Annotated in this window: 16 protein-coding genes; 7 read left to right on the top strand and 9 right to left on the bottom strand. The window is 62.7% G+C overall.

Features of this window, described 5'->3' with window-relative positions; translation table 11 throughout:
- The first annotated feature begins 2 nt into the window (after positions 1 to 2).
- From ffh to Q0K23_RS08440, 6 genes are all read left to right on the top strand, one after another.
- Positions 3 to 1,373 carry a signal recognition particle protein gene (gene ffh / locus Q0K23_RS08465; RefSeq protein WP_294520682.1) on the top strand — a complete coding sequence of 457 codons (1,371 nt, stop codon included), beginning with the start codon at positions 3 to 5 and terminating at the stop codon, positions 1,371 to 1,373.
- Positions 1,374 to 1,441: 68 nt separating this feature from the next.
- Positions 1,442 to 1,681 carry a 30S ribosomal protein S16 gene (gene rpsP, locus Q0K23_RS08460; protein ID WP_040646762.1) on the top strand — a complete coding sequence of 80 codons (240 nt, stop codon included), beginning with the start codon at positions 1,442 to 1,444 and terminating at the stop codon, positions 1,679 to 1,681.
- 24 nt (positions 1,682 to 1,705) lie between these two features.
- On the top strand, positions 1,706 to 1,936 hold the full coding sequence (locus Q0K23_RS08455; RefSeq protein ID WP_040646823.1) for a KH domain-containing protein: 231 nt from the start codon (positions 1,706 to 1,708) through the stop codon (positions 1,934 to 1,936).
- A 79-nt stretch (positions 1,937 to 2,015) separates the two neighbouring features.
- Complete coding sequence (gene rimM, locus Q0K23_RS08450) at positions 2,016 to 2,519, top strand: ribosome maturation factor RimM (protein WP_294520670.1); 504 nt, start codon at positions 2,016 to 2,018, stop codon at positions 2,517 to 2,519.
- Positions 2,512 to 3,273, top strand: coding sequence for a tRNA (guanosine(37)-N1)-methyltransferase TrmD (trmD, locus tag Q0K23_RS08445; protein ID WP_294520666.1), 762 nt, complete (start codon positions 2,512 to 2,514; stop codon positions 3,271 to 3,273). Before rimM ends, trmD begins: the two co-directional genes overlap by 8 nt.
- Before the next feature lie 167 nt (positions 3,274 to 3,440).
- A complete protein-coding gene (locus tag Q0K23_RS08440) occupies positions 3,441 to 4,277 on the top strand; it encodes a DegV family protein (protein WP_294520663.1) in 837 nt (278 codons plus the stop codon).
- A gap of 124 nt (positions 4,278 to 4,401) precedes the next feature.
- On the opposite strand, the gene Q0K23_RS08435 is transcribed toward Q0K23_RS08440, so the two are convergent.
- From Q0K23_RS08435 to Q0K23_RS08400, 8 genes are all read right to left on the bottom strand, one after another.
- Positions 4,402 to 5,820 (bottom strand): flotillin family protein, encoded by a 1,419-nt coding sequence (locus tag Q0K23_RS08435; RefSeq protein ID WP_294520660.1) that lies wholly within the window; start codon positions 5,818 to 5,820, stop codon positions 4,402 to 4,404.
- Between the two features lie 32 nt (positions 5,821 to 5,852).
- Positions 5,853 to 6,605: a hypothetical protein gene (locus Q0K23_RS08430; RefSeq protein WP_294520657.1), complete on the bottom strand. Its 753-nt coding sequence runs from the start codon at positions 6,603 to 6,605 to the stop codon at positions 5,853 to 5,855.
- A 65-nt stretch (positions 6,606 to 6,670) separates the two neighbouring features.
- The gene (locus Q0K23_RS08425; protein WP_294520652.1) at positions 6,671 to 7,264 is read right to left on the bottom strand and encodes a DUF1836 domain-containing protein; all 594 of its coding nucleotides are present in this window, start codon (positions 7,262 to 7,264) and stop codon (positions 6,671 to 6,673) included.
- 70 nt (positions 7,265 to 7,334) lie between these two features.
- Positions 7,335 to 8,240, bottom strand: coding sequence for a LysR family transcriptional regulator (locus Q0K23_RS08420; RefSeq protein WP_294520649.1), 906 nt, complete (start codon positions 8,238 to 8,240; stop codon positions 7,335 to 7,337).
- Positions 8,241 to 8,366: 126 nt separating this feature from the next.
- Positions 8,367 to 10,457: an FAD-dependent oxidoreductase gene (locus Q0K23_RS08415; protein WP_294520646.1), complete on the bottom strand. Its 2,091-nt coding sequence runs from the start codon at positions 10,455 to 10,457 to the stop codon at positions 8,367 to 8,369.
- Positions 10,458 to 10,669: 212 nt separating this feature from the next.
- On the bottom strand, positions 10,670 to 11,524 hold the full coding sequence (locus tag Q0K23_RS08410) for a patatin family protein (RefSeq protein WP_294520642.1): 855 nt from the start codon (positions 11,522 to 11,524) through the stop codon (positions 10,670 to 10,672).
- Between the two features lie 5 nt (positions 11,525 to 11,529).
- Positions 11,530 to 12,795, bottom strand: coding sequence for a replication-associated recombination protein A (locus Q0K23_RS08405; RefSeq protein WP_294520639.1), 1,266 nt, complete (start codon positions 12,793 to 12,795; stop codon positions 11,530 to 11,532).
- 195 nt (positions 12,796 to 12,990) lie between these two features.
- The gene (locus Q0K23_RS08400; protein ID WP_294520636.1) at positions 12,991 to 14,190 is read right to left on the bottom strand and encodes an acetate/propionate family kinase; all 1,200 of its coding nucleotides are present in this window, start codon (positions 14,188 to 14,190) and stop codon (positions 12,991 to 12,993) included.
- Between the two features lie 154 nt (positions 14,191 to 14,344).
- Between Q0K23_RS08400 and Q0K23_RS08395 the strand changes: the two genes are divergently transcribed.
- A complete protein-coding gene (locus Q0K23_RS08395; protein WP_294520633.1) occupies positions 14,345 to 15,556 on the top strand; it encodes a nucleotidyltransferase family protein in 1,212 nt (403 codons plus the stop codon).
- 45 nt (positions 15,557 to 15,601) lie between these two features.
- On the opposite strand, the gene glyA is transcribed toward Q0K23_RS08395, so the two are convergent.
- Positions 15,602 to 16,296 (bottom strand): serine hydroxymethyltransferase (gene glyA / locus Q0K23_RS08390; protein WP_294520630.1); only part of this gene is annotated, 695 nt, incomplete at its 5' end.

Below are 16,296 nucleotides of genomic sequence, written 5' to 3'. Positions count from 1 at the left end.
CCATGGCATTTGAAGGATTAACCGAAAAGCTCTCCAACGCATTCAAAAAGCTGCGGGGCAAGGGCCGCCTCACTGAGTCCGACGTGAAGGAGGCCATGAAGGAGATCCGCATGGCCCTGCTGGAGGCCGACGTCAACTACAAGGTCGTCAAGGACTTTGTGGCCAAGGTCACCGAGCGGGCTGTGGGTTCCGACGTGCTGGAGAGCCTCACCCCCGCCCAGATGATCGTCAAGATCGTCAACGAGGAGCTGACCGCCTTGATGGGCGGTGAGAGCGCCAAGCTGACCATCTCCTCCAAGCCGCCCACGGTGGTGATGCTGGTGGGCCTCAACGGTGCCGGCAAGACCACCAACGGCGCCAAGCTGGCCGGCTACATGAAGAAGCAGAACGGCAAGCGCCCCCTTCTGGTGGCCTGCGACACCTTCCGTCCCGCCGCCATCCAGCAGCTGGAGGTCGTGGGCGGACAGCTGGGCGTGCCTGTGTTCCAGCAGGGACTGGGCGACCCGGTGGAGATCGCCAAGGCCGGCATCGAACACGCCAGAACCCACGGCAACGACATCGTGTTTCTGGATACCGCCGGCCGGCTCCATGTGGACGACGAGCTCATGGCCGAGCTCTCCCGTATGAAAGAGGCCGTCTCCCCCACCGAGATTCTCCTCATCGTGGACGCCATGATCGGTCAGGACGCAGTCAACGCCGCCAAGGTGTTCGACCAGACCCTGGACCTGACCGGCGTCATGCTCACCAAGCTGGACGGCGACGCCCGAGGCGGCGCGGCCCTCTCCATCAAGGCCGTCACCGGCAAGCCCATCAAGTTCATCGGCACCGGCGAAAAGCTGGATCAGATCGAGGTGTTCCACCCCGACCGCATGGCCTCCCGCATCCTGGGCATGGGCGACGTGCTCTCCCTCATCGAGAAGGCCCAGCAGTCCTTTGACATGCAGAAGGCGGCGGAGCTGGAGCAGAAGATGCGGAAAAACCGCCTCACCCTCACCGACTTCTACGACCAGCTGGTCCAGGTGAAGAACATGGGCTCCCTGGCGGACATCGCCGGGATGCTCCCCGGCGTCAACGCCAAGGCGCTGGAGGGCGCCAGCGTAGACGAGCGGGCTCTGGGCCGCACCGAGGCCATCATCCTCTCCATGACCCCTGAGGAGCGGGAGAACCCCTCCCTGCTCAACAACAGCCGCAAGAAGCGGATCGCCGCCGGAAGCGGCACCCAGGTGGTGGATGTGAACCGGCTGCTCAAGCAGTTTGAGATGATGCAGCAGATGACCAAGCAGATGACCGGCGGCCGGATGCGGAAGATGGCCAAAAAGGGCCGCTTCGGCGGGTTCGGCGGCTTGGGCAAAAAGGGCGGCTTTCCCTTTTAACGTGGTTGGTTAGCGTCCCCCGGGGCGCTTCCATATAGATGTGAAATAATTTTGGAGGTGAAGATACAATGGTTAAAATCAGACTTCGTCGGATGGGCGCCAAGAAGGCTCCTTTCTATCGTATCGTGGTGGCTGACTCCCGTTATCCCCGTGACGGCCGCTTCATCGAGGAGATCGGCACTTACAATCCCCTGGTGACTCCCGCCGAGATCAAGGTCGACGCTGACCGCGCCCAGGCTTGGATCAAGACCGGCGCTCAGCCCACCGAGACCGTGAAGGCTCTGCTGAAGAAGGCTAACGCCATCTGAGCGGCGGCCTGCTAGGAGGGCAGCATGAAGGAATTGCTCACTTATATCGCCCAGAACCTGGTGGACCACCCCGAGGCGGTGTCCGTCACGGAGCACGCGGGCGAGGACGAGACCGTCCTGGAGCTCCGGGTCGCTCCCGAGGATATGGGCAAGGTCATCGGCCGTCAGGGCCGTATCGCCAAGGAGATCCGCACGCTGATGCGCTCTGTTGCCCAGAAGAACGGGACCAGGGTCTCTGTCGAAATTGTAGACTGAAAAACGGCGGGGCTGACCCGCCGTTTTTTGTTCCCTCATGCGCATATGGACGGACTGCCGTCTGCAATCGGAGGTAAGCATGAAAAACAAATTTCTCGAAGCCGGTCAGATCGTGAATACCCACGGCGTCCAGGGCGAGGTGAAGATCGTCCCCTGGTGCGACAGCCCGGAGTTTCTCTGTCAGTTCGATGTGCTTTACATCGACGGCCAGCCGGTCCCGGTCCGCTCCTCCCGGGTCCACAAGGGCAACGTGCTGGCCACCCTGGAGGGCGTGTCCGACGTGAACGCCGCCATGCGGCTCAAGGGCAAGAAGGTGTCCATCGACCGCACCGGCGTGGAACTGCCCGACGGCCGCCACTTCCTGGCCGACCTGATGGGCCTGGAGGTGCGGGACGCCGACACCGGTGAGGTGCTGGGCGAGATCAGGGACATCCTCACCCCCCCTGCCCACGAGGTCTACGTGGTGAAGGGCGGCGCCCACTCCTACCTGATCCCCGCCGTGGATGCGTTCCTGAAGGAGACCAACGTGGAGGGCGGCTATATCCGGGTGCATCTCATCGAGGGGATGGAGAGCGATGTATAGAATCGACATCATGACCCTCTTTGATCTGACGGTGGGCGATATGATGAACGAGTCCATTCTGGGCCGGGCCCAGGAGCGGGACTTTATCCGCATTGAGGCCCACCAGATCCGGGACTACACCCTCAACAAGCAGAAGCAGGTGGACGACTACCCCTACGGCGGCGGACGGGGTGCGGTGATGCAGGCCGACCCCCTCTACCAGTGCTGGAAGCACATCACGGACACCTACGGCCCCGGCCACACCATCTACATGTCCCCCGCCGGCAAGACCTTCCGGGAGGCGGACGCCAAGCGCCTGCGGGATGACTACGACCACCTGATCCTGGTGTGCGGCCACTATGAGGGCATTGACGAGCGCTTCATTGAGGAGTGCGTGGACGAGGAGATCTCCATCGGCGACTTTGTGCTCACCGGCGGCGAGCTGGCCGCCATGGTGGTGGCCGACGCGGTGGCTCGGCTGGTGCCCGGCGTGCTCTCCGACCCGGAGTGCTTTGAGGACGAGAGCCACTGGAACGGCATGCTGGAGTACCCCCAGTACTCCCGCCCCGAGGAGTGGCACGGGCGGAAGGTCCCCCCTATCCTCCGGTCCGGCGACCACAAGAACATCGCCAAATGGCGGCGGAAGCAGTCCATCATCCGCACCCGGGACCGCCGACCCGATATGTACGCCAAGCTGGACCTCTCCTCCAAGGAGGACCAGAAGCTGCTCCGGGAGATCGCCCAGGAAGAGGCGGACGGCTCCGCGGAATCATAAGGCATTTCGACAGGTAGAAAAATCTGTATTTGCGCTGTTTTTCGCCCATTACAGACGCAAGGTTTTTCTGCCTGTCGTTCTTTTTTCCCTTTACATTCCATGATGCCCATGATACAATAACACAGGCGACAATCTTATTTTTAATATTACATCTGGAGATTGACGATATGAGTTTTAAAATTATTGTGGACAGCTGCTGTGACCTGACGCCCGCCATGCTGCGCAGCGGGAACTTTATCAGCGTTCCCCTCACCATCCGGGTGGGCGACACCGTGGTGGTGGACGACGCCTCCTTTGACCAGGCCGCCCTGCTGTGGCGGATGAAGGAGAGCGAAAAGGCCCCCTCCTCCGCCTGCCCCTCCCCTGCTCAGTATCTGGACGCCATGGAGTGCGGCGCGGACGACATCTATGTGGTCACCCTCTCCGCCCTGCTGTCCGGCTCCCACAACAGCGCCGCACAGGCCCGCGCCATGTATCTGGAGGAGCACCCCGATGCCCACGTGCACATCTTCAACTCCTGCTCCGCCTCCTCCGGCGAGGTGCTCACCGCATTGAAGATCCAGGAGCTGGCCTCTTCCGGCAAGGACTTTGACACGGTGGTCAGCCGCACCTCCCGCTATATCAACGAGATGGAGACCCTCTTTGTGCTGGAAAACCTGGACAACCTGCGCAAGAATGGCCGGCTTACCCGGCTCCAGTCCATTGTCACCGGCACGCTGAAGATCAAGCTGCTCATGGGCTCCACGCCCGAGGGAGAGATCTGCAAGCGGGGGCAGGCGCTGTCCATGAAGCAGGCCCTGGGGAAGATGCTCTCCCTCATGGAGGCCGACGAGAAGCACGCCGGGCGCACTCTGTGCATCACCCACTGCAACTGCCTGGAGCGCGCCTTCTACCTCAAGGAGCAGGCCCTCAAGTCCTGCCGGTTCCACGACGTGATCATCTGCGAGACCGGCGGCATCAGCACAGTCTACGCCAACGACGGCGGCATTGTGGTCGCCTACTGAGTTCACAGAGACAGCAAGCCCCCGGCCGCCGGTCGGGGGCTTCGTCATATCTATTTTCCCCTGAACAAGGCAGAGAAATGCCGGAGGTCTGCGAGTCGCAGACCTCCGGCATTGTTCGTTGTATTTACTTCTGCTCGGGCTCCTGCTTGGGAGCGGGCTCAGCGGTGGGCTGGGCAGGCTCTTCCTTCTTCTCCCCCAGAAACTTGGGGAGGTTCATGCCCGCCATGTCGAACATCTCGCTCATGGGCGGGATGGACTTCATCAGACCGGAGATATACCCGGCGGTACCGGTCTTGCCGTCCTGGCCCTGGCCGCCGTCCCAGACGGTGACCTTGTCGATCTTCACGTTCTTGATGGCGTCCACCTGGATGCGCATGAGCTGCTCCATCTTGTCAGCCAGCATGAGGCGCACCGCCTCGTCGGCGTCGCCGCCGGCGGCGGCCACGATCTCCCGCAGACCTTCGGCCTGCTTCACCAGCAGGGCCTGGGTACCGGCGGCCTCGGCCTCCATCTTCACGCGGATGGCGTCGGCCTCGCCCTGTGCCTTCCGGCGGATCTGCTCGGCCTCAGCCTCGGCCTCCAGCTCCTTGCGGCGCTTGTCAATCTCGGTCTTGACGATGATGTCTGCCTCCTGGGTGGCCTTCTCACGGGCGGCACGGGCAGCCTCGGCCTTCTGCTCAGCGGCGTAGGCCTCCTCCAGGGCCTGGGCGGCGGCGATCTTCTCGGCGGCAGTGGCGATACGGGTGGCCTCGGCCTCCTTCTCCCGGCGCTGGGCGTTGGACATGGCCACCTCAACCTTGGCGCTGTTCTCGCCCTGGATGGCGGCGGAGTCAGCCTGGGCAACCTGGATACGCTGGTCACGGTGGGCGTTGGCCTCGCCGATGGAACCGTCACGGTCCCGCTCAGCCACGTTCTTCTTGGCGTCGTTGATGGCCTTGGCGGCGGCCTCCTTGCCCAGGGCGTCGATGTAGCCGGACTCGTCGCTGATGTCGGTCACGTTCACGTTGATGAGCCGCAGGCCGATCTTCTTCAGCTCGCCCTCCACGTTGCGGGACACAGCCTCCAGGAACTTGTCGCGGTCGGTGTTGATCTCCTCGATGTCCATGGTGGCGATGACCAGGCGCAGCTGACCGAAGATAATGTCCTTGGCCAGCTCCTGGATCTCCTGGAGCCGGAGGCCCAACAGGCGCTCGGCGGCGTTCTGCATGACGCCGGGCTCGGTGGAGATGCCAACGGTGAAGCGGGAGGGCACGTTGATGCGGATGTTCTGCCGGGACAGGGCGTTCTCCAGGTCCACGGAGATGGACATGGGGGTCAGGTCCAGGAACTCATAGGCCTGGATGACGGGCCAGATAAAGGCCGCGCCGCCGTGGATACATTTGGCGCTGCGGGTGGAGCCGTCCTTGTTGTTGCCCACCTTACCGTAGATGACCATGACCTTGTCGGAGGGACACTTCTTATATCGCTTGATGAGGAACAGGACCAGGGAAAACAGGATGACCACAACGACGCAAATCAGTACGAGGGTGATGATCTGATCCATACAATTCTCTCCTTCTTCATTCTGTCGTAGGTTTATACTTCTTCTCTCTCAGACGCAACCGGGGATACGATAAGCACGCCGTCCTCCGCCAGCCCGGTCACGATGATCTCCGAGCCGGTGGGGATGGGGTCGCTCTGCTCTGTGACGGCCTCAAACTCCCGCAGCTGCTCCTGCACGGTGACGTTCACCTTGCCGGTCCCCTGCCCACGGGCAGGCACGGTCAGGTACACGCTCCCCCGCTCTCCCAGTGCATTGCGGACGTCCAGGGTTCCATCGGACTGGAGGCGCATGGCCTCACGCAGGATCACGGCCACAGCCACCATACCGATGATACCGATCTGGACCGCCAGGAACAGGGACAGCAGCCAGTGCAGGCCCAGCGTCAGGAACAGCAGGCCGCTCCAGCCGAACAGGGTGAAAAATGTGATGAAGCCGCGGATGGTAAAGATGTGCAGTCCGCTGAAGAATCCGCCATGGGTATCGCTGTCTGTTCCGGCATCGCCGTCGGGGTGAATGCCTCCGTGGAGCCCGTCGGGAATTCCGTCCCCATCCAGGTCCACAGCCTCCGCCTCGATCCCATCCGGGATACCGTCCCCGTCCAGATCCAGGCCATCGCCGTCCGGGATACCGTCCCCGTCCAGATCCGCGCCATCAGCATCCCCGTCGCCGCCCCCCAGGCCGATGAACAGCATCACCGTCTGGATCAGGAGCAGCAGCGTGGCGGGCACTGCGATAAACAGCATCACCCGCTGCAGCGCGGTCAGTGATTCCAGCCAGGCCTCCATCGCTCTCCCCTCCTTTCATTTTGAATATGTGTTCTCATGCGGAAAATGTGACGCCTCTGGAAAATTTATTGAAAAGCCGCAGGCGCTCCTTCCCCGGGTTCCTCCAGCGTCCGGATCAGCCCCTCCGCCTCCCGCTTGAGACGGGCAGCCTGGTAGGCTGTGAGAAGAACCCGCAGGGTACGGCTCACCCTCCTCCGGGCGCCCGGACGGGGCTCATCGCCATAGTCAAAGAGCACTTCGTCGCACCAGCGAACCAGCTCTTCCTCCTCCGGCATAGGCGTCTCCTCCAGCCGCCCAAGCAGGCGGACCAGGCAGGTGTAGAGATAGGAATCGTCCACCAGGTCGTCTGACTCGTCGGCCAGCACACCGTTGACGTAGGATAAAAGTTGGCAGATTTTCTCCAGCTGAAGGACATCCTTCAGCATGTTGATAAACAGGATACGGCAGAACTGTCTGCGGCTGTATTTTTTTCGCTCCGGCGGGGACACAAATCCCCGTTTCACCCAATTCTGGATGACGTAAGACTCCAGCCCCGTCAGCTGGGAGACCTGGGAAAGTGTCAGGCCTCCGGTGAGGAACAGCGGGGACAGCAGCATATCCGCTGCGTCAGGCCGTCTCAGATCGGCTTCGACCGTGGTTCCCGGCAGTACATCTTTCATTCGACCGCCTCCTTAAGGTGATTAGAATATATCATATGGTCACTTAATTGTCAATAGAGTTCTTTAGATTTTACAATAGAGCTGCCGGCCCCTCTGGGTGGATACAGGTCAGGATTCTTTTGTAGAGCCCGGTCTGGGCGTCGGACAGCCGCTTTCCCTTTTTGGCGATCAGCACCAGCTCCCAGCAGTAATTCTCATCGACAATGGGAACGGCCCGGAAATCCTGGTAATTGATCTTGCCTAGGATCAGATAGGTGCTGACCCCGATCACTGTCTTGTCCGGATAGCTGCGGCAGGTGTCCCGCAGCGTGATCGTCGTCGCGATGATCTTGGGCTCAAAGCCGTAATGGCGGCAGGCATCCACCAGCTGATGGTAGGTGCGAAACTTGGAATTGGTTGTGATGATGCGCTGACCTTTCAGGTCGGAATAGGTAATGAATTCCCGCCTATAGAAGGGATGGGACTTGTGGACAAAGGCACACAGATTCCCTTTATATAACGTCTTGGCGGAAAATTTATTCCTGTCCACCGGACCGGCGGTGATCGCCAGATCATAGGTCCCGCTCAGCACTTCCTCTTCGCAGAGAAGATCCACGGAATCCACCCAGCTCATCCCGGCCTGGGAGGCCATCCTCTGAATCTGAAACAGCTTCTCCCTGCCGAGGACTTCCGACGCGCCCATGGTGATACCCAGACAGCCCCGATGGACCGGCGTGCCCGAGATCCGGTTCAGCTCCTCCTGCATCTGGTTTACCTCTTCCATGATCCGCTGGGCGTATGTGCGGACCAGGACGCCCTGCTCTGTCAGCCTGACGCCTCCGGGCGTCCGCAGAAAGAGGGGGCAGCCCAGTTCCTCCTCCAGCGTTCTCACCGCCTTGCTGATGCCCTGCGGAGAGAGATAGAGCCGCTCCGCCGCTTCTGAAAAACTGCCGCAGCGGCATGTCTCCAAAAAATATGTCAGCGCTGCTGTGTTCACCTTGACCCCTCCACTTCCGTATGAGACTACTATAGCAGAAAATCCCGTGTTTTGGAACATCCGTCCGACAAAAAGAGCTGGCGCCGGTCACCCGGCGTCAGCTCTTTCGAGGGACATATCATTTGATTATTCCGCCTTGGCGGCATTCTCGCCTGCGACTCTCCCATAGAATGTGGCGGTTCCCACCGCCAGGCCGCAGCTGGGGTACTCCTCGCCGCACAGACCGGTAAAAGCCACCTCACCGGCAGCATACAGCCCGGAGATCGGCTGGTCGTTCTCGTCCAGCACATGTCCGCTGGTGTCGGTCACCAGTCCGCCGTAGGTCACGGTCACCGAGGGGTCCAGGCGCAGGGCGTAGATCTCGCCCTCAATGGGCACCATCTTGTCCTGCGGCTTTCCGGAGTCCTCGTCCACACCCAGGGCGCACAGCTCGTTGTATCTGCTGATGGTGGCCTCCAGCACCTCCGGGTCCACGCCGATCTGCTGGGCAAGCTCCGCCGCGGTGGAGGCGTGGGGCGTGCTGTCCAGGGTCAGGCCGTACTGAACGGTAGCGTTGGGGTCGTTGGCGGAGGCAATGTAATAGCCGTAGGAGCAGCCACTGTTGGCGATCCCCTGACCCACGTGGTACTGATAGGTGTACTCGTTGACTACGCGCTCGCCTCTGGCGTTGACAATGAGGCCGGCCTCCTCTTTGATGCCCACGCCGCAGGTCATGCTGACATAGATGACCTGGGTGGCCGGGCTGTCAAAGACCTGCGCGCCCACCGCCTGGGCCATAATCAGGCCGTCGCCCGTGTTGCTGGACGGGACCAAGGTGGTGAACCCCTCGGTGGTCGTGGCATAGCGCTCCATCGTCTCTTTGTTCTGGGCGTAGCCGCCAGTGCAGAGCACCACCGATTTTGCATTGACCGTCACGCGGCTGCCGTCCGGACGGGCGCCGGAGACACCTGCCACCGCGCCGTCGTCCCCGCGCAGCAGCTCATCCGCGCACACATTGTACAGGATCTCAACGCCGCTCTCCTCCAGGTCCTTGGTCAGAGGCACGGTGATCTGGGCGCCGTTGCCGCTGCCGCCGCTCTTCTGGCCGCCGCCGCCCTGGGGATTGTGCACACGCCAGGGAGACAGGGAGCTGTGAATGGCCTCCACATCCTGGAACACCACGCCCTTGCTCTCCAGCCAGTACATGTTTTCCGCGGAGTTGTCGCAGTAGAGCCGGACCAGATCGTCGTCCAGCAGGTCGCCGCCGATCTCCTTGAAATAGTCGAACATCATGTCAGGGGTGTCCGTGATGCCCTGGGCCTCCTGCCATTTTGTTCCGGCGGCCACGATCTTGCCGCCGCTGCGGGCTGCCGCACCGCCGGTGACGCCCTGCTTCTCCAGGACAATTACCTTGGCGCCCTGATCCGTCGCCGCGATCGCGGCACTCAGGCCGGCCGCGCCTGCGCCCACCACCACCACGTCGGCATCATAGGTCTCGTCGGCGGGCTCCTTGTCCGTGGCGGGCACGTTCTTCAGCGCATCCGCGTTTCCGCCGGCCTGGGTCACGCAGTCCGCCACCGCCGCCTTCAGCGCGGCGCTGGTCAGGGTGGCGCCGGAGACGGAATCCACGCCCAGCGACTGCCAGCGCACGATCTCCTCCGGCAGGACCTCAATGGGAGAGGTGGAGAGGCCCCAGGCCAGGCCAAAGGTCTCCGCCTGATCTGTCACCTCAACGTCCTCAATGGCGTCCTCACTGAAGGTGACGGACACGGCGATGGGGCCGTTGCGGCCCTCTGCCTCGGCGGTATAGGTCCCCGCCGTATAGCCGCCCACCTCCTCGGGCTCCTTGCCCATGGCCTGGTCCAGGCACTGCTGGACAGCGGACTTAACGGCGTCGCTGGTAATGGTAGCCCCCGAGACGCCGTCCACCTCAGCGGACTGGGCCTCCAGGATGGCCTCCTTCATGGGCTCCCCCACGTCGGCGCCATAGCCGGCGGTCTCGCCGGAGACGTCGATGGTCACATCGGTGATGGCGCTCTCGCTGACAGTCACACTCACCTTGACCGTGCTCTCCATGCCCTGGACCTCGGCACTGTATGTACCGGCTGTGTACAGTCCCGGAGCCGCAGAGGACGGCTCGGTGCTGGACGGCGCCTCTCCGCTGCCGCAGCCCGCAAGCCCTGCCGCCATGGCAATGAGCAGTGCCGTGGCAATTCCTTTCTTGAACCTTCGAAGCATATCTGTTCCTCCCTCTTTCCAGCGTCACCGTGTACATTTTCGTCAGAGTGACACTTTTTTCACAAACTATTTTAAGTGATCTCGTACATAAAGTAAATCACCCCCATTGTTTCATGGGTTCAACCATTGGTTGAAACTAAAACAAGCAGAGATACCCGGTCTGCCGCCGTGGTACCTCTGCTTGTTCTCTTTCTGTGTCGCCAGCTTCTCCTTCAGCTCTTTAAGAACGCCCTGATCTCCTCCTGCCGGGCCACCGCCTGCTGGTATCCATCCTGATACAGCGCCTTGATCTTTGCCAGGTCCCGCTCTGTGCGGGAGAAGCCCTGGGTGTTCGTGGGCGCGATGAGCAGCACCCGTCCCTCCTTCTCCAGGCGGAACAGCTTCTCCCGGCAGGCGTTATACACCTCCGCCCGGCGGCGCATGGCGTCGCAGAACTTGGGGTACTTCCGGTAGAATCGGTCGATCAGCGGCTGGATGGACTCTGTCTTGCGGACATAGGACTTCTCCCGGGTGAGGATCACCACCACCCGGTCACAGCCCTTCTCCACCGCGTGGTCGTAGGGGATGGCGTCCGCCGTGCCGCCGTCCATATAGGGCTTGCCGTTGATGTGGTAGACCGGGAAAAGGAAGGGCAGCGCGCAGGTGGCCTGGAGCAGCTCAAAGTGCTCGTCCTGTTTGGGCACAGGGAGGTATTCCGCCTCGCCGGTGTCCATGTTGGTGACCACCGCCTCCACCTCCCCCGGGAATGCGGCAAAGGTCTCATAGTCAAAGGGAATGAGCTGGTTGGGGATATCGTCGTATGTAAACTTCAGCCCAAAGTAGCACCGGTGGTTGCCCGGCCGGAAGATATTGTTCACTCCCATGTACCGCTTGTCGTTGGCATAGCGGGTGAGGATCTCCAGGTTGCGCCCGCTCTGCTTTGAGATATAGCTGACGCCGTAGGCGATGCCCGCAGACACGCCCACGCAGTAGTCCGGCATGATATCCGCCGCCAGCAGTCCGTCACAGGCGCCGCTGGAAAAGATCGTCCGGAACGCGCCGCCTTCCAATACCAGTCCCGTCTTCATTGCTCTCAATCTCCCTTGATTTCATCCCAGTAGCGCCTGGCGGCCTGCTCGGTCTTGTTTTCGCCGTACTCGTAGTACACGGCCCCTACCAGCTTATCCGGCAAGTACTGCTGCTTTACATAGTGATGGGGATAGTCATGGGGATACAGATATCCTTGCTCCCGCTCCATGCCGGCAGAGTCGGCGTGGACATTCTGAAGGTGGCGGGGAATGTCCCCCGTCTTCCCCGCCCGTATGTCCGCCATGGCCCGGTTCATACCCACATAGGCGGAGTTGGACTTGGGCGACGTGGCCATCAGCACCACCGCGTCGGCCAGAGGAATCCGGGCTTCGGGCAGGCCCAGCATATTGGCCACGTCGATGCAGCTCTTGACAATGGGGATGATCTGTGGATAGGCCAACCCCACGTCCTCACAGGCCATGACCATCATCCGCCGGCAGGCGGAGACCAGATCCCCCGCCTCCAGCAGCCGGGCCAGATAGTGGAGAGCTGCGTCCGGGTCGGAGCCCCGGACCGACTTCTGGAGGGCGGAGACGATGTCGTAGTGGTCGTCCCCCTCCCTGTCGTACCGCATGGCCGACCGCTGGGCCACCGCTCTGGCGTCCTCCAGCGTCACGGTCAGCACGCCGTCCCTCCGCCGGGCGGAGTTGAGCAGCAGTTCTACCGCGTTCATGGCCTTGCGCACGTCGCCGCCGCAGGCAGAGGCGATATGCTCCCGCACTCCGTCCTCACAGACCACCTGCTCTCCCAGCCGCTGCTCCATGATGGCGATGCCCCGGTCCACGGCGGGCAGCACCTCCTCCGCTGTCACCGGCTTGAATTCAAAGACCGTGGACCGGCTGAGAACCGCGTTGTAGACATAGAAATAGGGGTTCTCCGTGGTGGAGGCCACCAGGGTCACATCCCCCTTCTCGATGACCTCCAGCAGGGACTGCTGCTGCTTCTTGTTAAAATACTGGATCTCGTCCAGGTACAGCAGAATGCCGTTTGGAGCCAGCATGGTGCCCACGTCCGCGATCACGTCCTTGATGTCGGAGAGGGACCCGGTGGTGGCGTTGATCCGCCGCAGGGCCCGGCCGGAACGGCGGGCGATGATGTTGGCCACCGTGGTCTTGCCGGTACCCGATGGGCCGTAAAAGACCAGGTTGGGGATCTTGCCGCTCTCGATGATGCGGCGCAGGAGTCCCCCCTCCCCCAGGATATGCTTCTGTCCCACCACGTCGTCCAGGCTGTCCGGACGGATCTCGTCTGCCAAAGGCCGGTACGCCATATCCACGGCCTCCTTTTCTGCCGGTTTGCAGGGCTCTCTTCCGGGACAGTCCCCGCACCGTCTTCTTATTTTATAAGTGTAACATGTGTTCGATTGCCCGTAAAGGCTCATTTCCCCATCTGTGTCCAAAAATACCGGGAGCGGAACCGCATAACGGTCCCGCTCCCGGCAAATAGGCCCCAAGTTCTGTTTTTCTTACAGCTTGGAGACGATCTCGGCAGTATCAGAGGCGATCATGAGCTCCTCGTCGGTGGGAATGACCATCACAGTCACCTTGGAGTCGTCAGCGGAGATAATGGCCTCCTTGCCCCGGGTGTTGTTCTTCTCCGCGTCCATCTTCACGCCCATATACTCCAGGCCGGAGGCGATGGCCATACGGGTGCCGGCGGCGTTCTCGCCCACGCCGGCGGTGAAGATGATGCCGTCCACACCGCCCATGGCGGCGGCGTAGGCGCCGATGAACTTCTTCACGTCATAGTAGAACACATCCAGAGCCAGGCGGGCGCGGTGATTGCCCTCGGCGGCGGCGCTCTCCAGGTCGCGGAAGTCGGAGGACACGCCGGAAATACCCAGCACGCCGGACTTCTTGTTCAGGATATTGAGCATCTCCTTGATGTCATAGCCATACCGGCCCATCAGGTACTCCAGGATGGTGGCGTCGATGTCGCCGGCGCGGGTGCCCATGGGAACACCGGCCAGAGGGCCAAGGCCCATGGTGGTGTCCACGCACTTGCCGTCCACGATGGCGGCCAGGGAGGAGCCGTTGCCCAGGTGGCAGGAGATGAGCTTCAGGCCCTTGGGATCGCGGCCCATGAGGGCGGCGGCGCGGGCAGAGACATAGCGGTGAGAGGTGCCGTGGAAGCCGTAGCGGCGGACCTTGTCGTTCTCGTAGTACTCGTAGGGGATGGCGTAGGTGTAGGCCTTCTCGGGCATGGTCATGTGGAAGGCGGTGTCGAACACGGCCACCTGGGGCTTGGTGGGCATGACCTTCTGGCAGGCCTCGATGCCCATCAGGTTAGCGGGGTTGTGCAGGGGGCCCAGGGGGATGCACTCCTTGATGGCCTCGATGCAGGCGTCGTCAATGATGCAGCTCTCGGTGAAGGCCATGCCGCCGTGCAGCACGCGGTGGCCAACAGCGTCGATCTCGTCCATGCTGGCGATGACGCCGTGCTCGCTGTCGGTCAGGGCCTGGAGCACGGCCTCAATGGCCTCGGCGTGGGTGGGCATGGGGATCTCAGCCTCAAACTTCTGGTCCTTGGCGGGCACCTTGTGGGTCAGGCGGCCGTCGATGCCGATGCGCTCGCACAGGCCCTTGGCCAGCACGTCCCGGGTGGCCGGGTCCATCAGCTGATACTTCAGGGAAGAGCTTCCTGCGTTGATGACGAGTACCTTCATGTAACTAGTCTCTCCTTTTGCAAATCGTTCTCCGCCTTGCGGGCAGGATGATTCCGTAGTAGAATAAGCATACTCTATTTTATCCCCTTTGTCCCGAAAGGACAACACCTTTTTTGCAGCAAATCGAAGAATTCTTCATTTCGGAGGGAAATTCATGCAGGTTGCCGGTATTGTGGCGGAATACAACCCCTTTCACCTGGGCCATGGCTGGCATATTGCCGAAACCAAGCGGCTTTTGGGCGGAGACGCCGGCATCGTCTGCGTCATGAGCGGGAATTTCGTCCAGCGGGGCCAGGCCGCTGTGGCGGACAAATGGCTGCGGGCAGAGTGCGCCCTGCTGGGCGGCGCCGACCTGGTGCTGGAGCTGCCTACCGTGTGGGCAGCTGCGTCGGCAGAGGCCTTCGCCCAGGGTGCAGTGACCCTCCTGGCGGCCACCGGTGTGGTGGATGTGCTGTCCTTCGGCTGTGAGAGCGGGGATGCCACGTCCCTCTCCGCCGCCGCCGACTGCCTGCTCACAGACGCCCACCGGGCGCTGCTCCGGGAAGAGCTGAGCCGCGGCGTGTCCTTCCCCGCAGCCCGGCAGGCGGCGGCGGAGCGTCTCATCGGCCCGGCGGCCGGCTGCCTGAGCACACCCAACAACAACCTGGACGGGGAGTACCTGAAGGGGCTGACGCTGCTCCGCTCCCCCATCACGCCCCTGGCCGTATCCCGGGTGGGCGCCGGCCACGACGCCGCCGCCCCGGCGGGCGGCTTTGCCTCCGCCTCCGCCGTCCGGACCATGCTGCATGAAGGCCGGTGGGAGGAGGCCGGGCGCTATCTGCCGCAGTCCACGGCCTCCCTCCTCGCCCAAGCCGCAGAACCTGGCCGCTGCCCCGCCGGTCTGGAGCAGTGTGAGCGGGCGGTTCTGGCCAGACTGCGGACCATGGACGAGTCCGCCTTCGCCACCCTGCCGGACAGCGGCTCCGCCGAGGGCCTGCCCCGGCGGCTGACGGAGGCGGCCAGGACCAGCTGCTCTATCGAGGCGTTCTGCGCCGCCGCCAAGACCAAGCGGTACACCCATGCCAGAATCCGGCGGCTGGTGCTGTGGGCTTTCCTGGGCCTGACCGCCGCCGACCGCCCCGCCGCCCCGCCCTATCTGCGGGTGCTGGGCTTCAACCGCCGGGGGCAGGCGCTGCTTCGGGACATGGGAGAGCGGGCCTCCCTGCCCATACTGGTAAAGAGCGCCCACGCCCGGCGGCTGCCTCAGCCCGCCCGGCGGCTCTTTGAGCTTGAGGCCCGCTGCACCGACCTGTACGCCCTGTGCTCCCCCCTGCCCCGCCCCTGCGGGCTGGAGTGGACCAATGGACCGGTGATCCTGGATATATAAAGCGAGACGCCCGGAAAAGCCCCGGGCGTCTCGTTTTATCGGTTCTTATTCGTACAGAGGGTGTTTGGCGGTCAGCTCGGCCACCTTGGCGCGGATGGCGTCGGCCTGGGCCTCGAAGTCGGTGGCGGCCTGCCAGATCAGGCGGCCCACCACTTTCATGTCCTCCTCGTCGAAGCCTCTGGTGGTGGCGGCGGGCACGCCCACCCGGATGCCGCTGGTGACAAAGGGCTTCTCCGGGTCGTTGGGGATGGCGTTCTTGTTGACGGTGATGTTCACCTCGTCCAGCCGGTGTTCCAGCTCCTTGCCGGTGACCCCCGCCTTGCGCAGGTCTACCAGCATCATGTGGTTGTCCGTGCCGCCGGAGACCAGGTCAAAGCCGGACTCCATCAGGGACGCGGCCATGGCCTTGGCGTTGCGGAGCACCTGCTCCTGATAGGCCTTGAACTCGGGCTTCATGGCCTCGCCCAGGGCCACCGCCTTGGCGGCGATGATGTGCTCCAGAGGGCCGCCCTGGCTGCCGGGGAAAATGGCGGAGTCGATCTTCTTGGCCAGCTCCTCCTTGCAGAGGATCATGCCGCCCCGGGGACCCCGGAGGGTCTTGTGGGTGGTGGTGGAGACCACGTCGGCATAGGGCACCGGATTGGGATGGAGGCCGGTGGCCACCAGGCCGGCCACGTGGGCCATGTCCACAAACAGGTAGGCTCCCACCTCGTGGGCGATGTCGGCGAAGGTCTTGTAGT

It is taken from the genome of uncultured Pseudoflavonifractor sp. (assembly GCF_944387275.1).
Lineage (GTDB): Bacteria > Bacillota > Clostridia > Oscillospirales > Oscillospiraceae > Pseudoflavonifractor > Pseudoflavonifractor intestinihominis.
The sequence above is the reverse complement of the archived record's forward strand: the minus strand, read 5'-3'. Positions and strand labels throughout refer to the sequence as shown.